3 protein-coding genes are annotated in these 4,660 nt (G+C 66.6%); all 3 read left to right on the top strand.

The window, feature by feature from the left end:
• Window positions 1-187 precede the first annotated feature (187 nt).
• The 3 genes from pflA to ACT6Y9_RS08820 all read left to right on the top strand — a co-directional run bounded on the left by pflA (window position 188) and on the right by ACT6Y9_RS08820 (window position 4,509).
• The gene (pflA, locus tag ACT6Y9_RS08830; protein ID WP_295479720.1) at window positions 188-928 is read left to right on the top strand and encodes a pyruvate formate-lyase-activating protein; all 741 of its coding nucleotides are present in this window, start codon (window positions 188-190) and stop codon (window positions 926-928) included.
• A gap of 47 nt (window positions 929-975) precedes the next feature.
• Window positions 976-3,222 carry a formate C-acetyltransferase gene (gene pflB / locus ACT6Y9_RS08825; RefSeq protein ID WP_443744267.1) on the top strand — a complete coding sequence of 749 codons (2,247 nt, stop codon included), beginning with the start codon at window positions 976-978 and terminating at the stop codon, window positions 3,220-3,222.
• A gap of 156 nt (window positions 3,223-3,378) precedes the next feature.
• The gene (locus ACT6Y9_RS08820; RefSeq protein WP_443744266.1) at window positions 3,379-4,509 is read left to right on the top strand and encodes an alpha/beta hydrolase; all 1,131 of its coding nucleotides are present in this window, start codon (window positions 3,379-3,381) and stop codon (window positions 4,507-4,509) included.
• Window positions 4,510-4,660: the final 151 nt, after the last annotated feature.

The raw sequence follows: 4,660 nt of genomic DNA, 5'->3' as shown, positions 1-4,660 counted from the left end.
ACCGTTTTCTAGATTTCCCTTAAGGGGTATCCATGGAAATGGGCGTATCCTCCAAACGACTGATGTCCCCGTGAGAAACACTGGGATAGAGTGAAACCCATAGGCGTTTTCCCGAAGTATCTCTGTGGGAGATTCGGGGGCGCTAAGCATCCCGCCCGACCCATCTCCCGACGACCACGAGCCCCGCATGACCACCGGCCGCATCCACTCCTTCGAAACCTTCGGTTCCGTCGACGGACCCGGCGTGAGGTTCATCGTCTTCATGCAGGGTTGCCGCATGCGGTGCGCCTACTGCCACAATCCCGACACGTGGCGCATCGAAGCCGGGGAGTTCTGGACGCCCGAGGCGGTTCTCGAGAAGGCGCTGCGCTTCCGGCCCTACTGGGGCTCGAAGGGCGGCATCACGGTGAGCGGCGGCGAGCCGCTCCTGCAGATGGACTTCGTCACGGAGCTCTTCGAGCTTGCGAAGAAGGCGGGCGTCTCGACGACGCTCGACACGAGCGCGGCCGTCTTTTCGCGCGACCCGGAGTGGCTCGCGCGCTTCGAGCGGCTGCTCGCCGCGACGGACCTCATCCTGCTCGACCTCAAGCACTTCGACCGCGCCGCCCACAAGCACCTCACGGGCTTCGTGAACGACCAGATCCTCGACTGCGCGCGCTACTTGTCCGACAAGGGTGTGCCCGTCTGGATCCGCCACGTGCTCGTGCCCGAGTGGACGGACGACGACGAAGCGCTCAAGGCGCTCTCTGCCTTCATCCGCACGCTCAAGAACGTCGAGCGCGTCGAAGTGCTCCCCTTCCACGGCTTCGCCGAGCCGAAGTGGGAGGCCCTCGGAATCCGCAACCGCACCAAGGGACTGCCCCCACCCACGCCCGAGCGCGTGCGCAACGCCGAAGAGATCCTCGGCGCACGGTCCCCGCAAGGCTAGGGAAGCACCCACACATCAAACAGTCTTTCTTCACACAGGAGCTCATCATGACCGATGCATGGCGCAATTTCGCCGGTTCGCACTGGCGCAGCGACGTCAACGTCCGCGACTTCATCCAGACGAACTACACGCCCTACGACGGCGGCAGCGACTTCCTCACCGGCCCGACCGAAGCGACGCAGAAGCTCTGGGCGCGTCTCTCCGAGCTCCAGAAGGAGGAGCGCGCCAAGGGCGGCGTCCTCGACATGGAGACCGAGGTCGTCAGCTCGATCACGGCCTACCCCGCCGCCTACATAGACCCGGCCCTGAAGGACCTTGAGCGCGTCGTGGGCCTGCAGACCGACAAGCCCCTGAAGCGCGCCTTCATGCCCTACGGCGGCATCCGCATGGCGCAGGAGGCCTGCCGCACCTACGGGTACGAACCGAACCCGAAGTACGAGCAGATCTTCAACGAATACCGCAAGACGCACAACCAGGGCGTCTACGACGCCTACACGCCTGAAATGCGTGCGGCGCGCAAGAACAAGATCATCACGGGCCTGCCCGACACCTACGGCCGCGGCCGCATCGTGGGCGACTACCGCCGCGTCGCGCTCTACGGCATCGACCGACTCGTCGCCGAAAAGAAGAAGGATCTCAAGAACTGCGGCTGCGGCATGATGAGCGACGAGGTGATCCGTCAGCGCGAGGAGATCTCCGAGCAGATCCGCTCGCTCCTCGCGATGAAGAAGCTCGCCGAGTCCTACGGCTTCGACATCTCCGCGCCCGCGAAGAACGCCCGCGAGGCCGTGCAGTGGCTCTACTTCGGCTACCTCGCCGCCATTCGCACGCAGAACGGCGCGGCGATGTCGGTGGGCCGCATCTCGACCTTCCTCGACATCTACATCTCGCGCGACCTCGCCGAAGGCACCCTCACGGAATCGGAGGCGCAGGAGCTCATCGACCACCTCGTGATGAAGTTCCGCATGGTGAAGTTCGCCCGCATCCCCGAATACAACCAGCTCTTCTCGGGCGACCCGGTTTGGGCGACCCTGGAGATGGCCGGCATCGGCATGGACGGCCGCTCGATGGTGACGAAGACGGACTTCCGGTTCCTGCACACGCTCGAAAACATGGATCCGGCGCCCGAACCCAACCTCACGGTGCTCTACACGAAGGCGCTTCCCGAGGCCTTCCGCCGCTACGCCGCGAAGGTCTCCGTGCTCACCTCGTCCGTGCAGTACGAGAACGACGACGTGATGCGTCCGATCTGGGGCGACGACTACTCGATCTGCTGCTGCGTTTCGGCGACCGAAACCGGCAAGGAGATGCAGTTCTTCGGCGCCCGTGCGAACCTCGCCAAGTGCATGCTCTACGCCATCAACGGCGGCGTGGACGAGAAGACGGGCGCCCAGGTGGGCCCGGCCTACCGTCCGATCACGAGCGAGTACCTCGACTACGACGAGGTGATGCAGCGCTTCGACCCGATGATGGAGTGGCTCGCCGGCATCTACGTCAACACGCTCAACCTCATCCACTACATGCACGACAAGTACTTCTATGAGGCCGCCGAGCTCGCCCTCATCGACACGGACGTGCGCCGCACGTTCGCGACCGGCATCGCCGGCTTCTCGCACGTGGTGGACTCGCTCTGCGCGATCAAGTACGCCCGCGTGAAGACGATCCGCAACGAGGCGGGCGTGGCGACGGACTTCGAGACCGAAGGCGACTTCCCGCGCTACGGCAACGACGACGAGCGCGCCGACTCGATCGCCGTGTGGCTCCTGAAGACCTTCCTCGACAAGATCCGCCACTACAAGACCTACCGCAACTCCGAACCCACAACCTCGATCCTCACGATCACCTCGAACGTGGTGTACGGCAAGGCGACGGGGTCGCTTCCCGACGGCCGCAAGGCGGGCGAACCGCTCTCGCCGGGCGCGAACCCGAGCTACGGCGCGGAGAAGAACGGCCTGCTCGCCTCGCTCAACTCCGTCGCGAAGCTCCCCTACGAGTACGCGCTCGACGGCATCTCCAACACCCAGACGATCAGCCCGGACGCGCTCGGCCACTGCGTCGACGAACGCGCCGAGAACCTCGTCTCCGTGATGGACGGCTACTTCGCCCAGGGCGCGCACCATCTCAACGTGAACGTCTTCGGCACCGAGAAGCTCATCGACTGCATGGAGCATCCCGAGAAGCCCGAATACGCGAACTTCACGATCCGCGTCTCGGGCTATGCGGTGAAGTTCATCGACCTCACGCGCGAGCAGCAGCTCGACGTCATCGCCCGCACCTGCCACAAGCGCATGTGAGCCGCATGTAGGCTGGCGTCCTTTGGGAGCCACGGCCCGCCCGCAGGATCCTTTGAGAGAAACGGGCAGGTTCTTGATCCCTCCAGAGCGGGCCGGAGCGATCCGGCCCGCTATTCTTTTCCCTGTCGGAAAACCACTTCCTCCCGCTCGTCCGCCATGCCGTTCCTGCGCATCACGCGCCGCCGGTTCCTCACCGGCGCGCTCATCACCTCAGCCGTCCTCGGAGGGGGGCTTGCCGCCTGCGCCGTCTCCCGCCCGCAGGATGCGCCCCCTGCAGTGCAGCCCCTCGGGCAGGCAACCTTTGCGGACTACGCCCGCGACACCCGCCGTTGGGTCGAATCGCGCCGGCGCTTCGCCACGGCCGACCACGCGGCGGAGGCCGCCTGGAATTCGCCCTCGGAGCTTCTCCCCGCGGACGGACTGCCGCCGCGAAGGGGCATCCTCCTCGTTCACGGGCTGGGCGACTCGCCCTGGAGCTTCGTGGATCAGGGAGCGGCTTTCGCGCGCGCCGGATGGCTCGTGCGCACGGTGCTGCTGCCCGGGTGCGGCACGCGGCCCGAGGACATGATTCCCGCCTCAGCGGACGACTGGCGCCGCGTCGTCGGCGAGCAGGCCGAAATACTGCGGCGCGACCTCGCGGCCGCCTCCCCCGGCGCGGTCCCGGAAGTGTGGCTGGGGGGCTTCTCCACGGGCTGCAACCTCTCGATCGAATTCGCCTCCGAACACGACTGGATTGCCGGACTCGTGCTCTTTTCGCCCGCCGTCGCCGTACGCAGTCGCCTCGCCTTCCTCGCCCCCATCGCCGCGCCCTTCACAAACTGGCTGCGCGAGCCCGAGGACTCCCGCATGGGCGGCGTCGCCCCCGTGCGCTACACCGTGGTGCCCGTGCCGGCGCTCGCCGCCTTCGTGGACACGATGCGCGGCGCCGAGCGCGCGCTGAAGCGCCGGCCCTTCACGCGGCCCGCGGTGATCATGATGAGCGAGCACGACCGGGTGGTGGACACGCAGACGCTGCTGCCCTTCTTCACCAAGCGCTTCACTTCGCCGCGGACGCGCTTTCTCTGGTACGGCACCTCGTCCGTTCCCGTAACGGACGACCCGAGGATCATCGTGCGCACGGACGCCCTCCCGCAGGAGGGCGTCGCGAGCCTCTCGCACCGCGGGCTCATCTTCGCTCCCGGGAATCCTCAGTTCGGACGCGCGGGGTCCTCCCGGCGCGCCTTCAATCCGTGGTTCGAAGCGCAGGAGCGCGACATTCTCGCCGTGATGGCCGGACCGAACGCTTGACCCCGCGGGCGGCTGCAGCCGTCAGTTGCGGATCCGCCACCCCTTTGAGAGAAGCACCACGGCGAGCGCCATGACGGCGGCGGCCGTGGCGCCGACGATCAGAAGCGACGCCCACGGGTCGGTGCCGCCCGTGCCGAAGAACCCCTGCCGG

Source organism: Sutterella sp., assembly GCF_052272535.1.
GTDB lineage: Bacteria > Pseudomonadota > Gammaproteobacteria > Burkholderiales > Burkholderiaceae_F > Sutterella.
The sequence above is the reverse complement of the archived record's forward strand: the minus strand, read 5'-3'. Positions and strand labels throughout refer to the sequence as shown.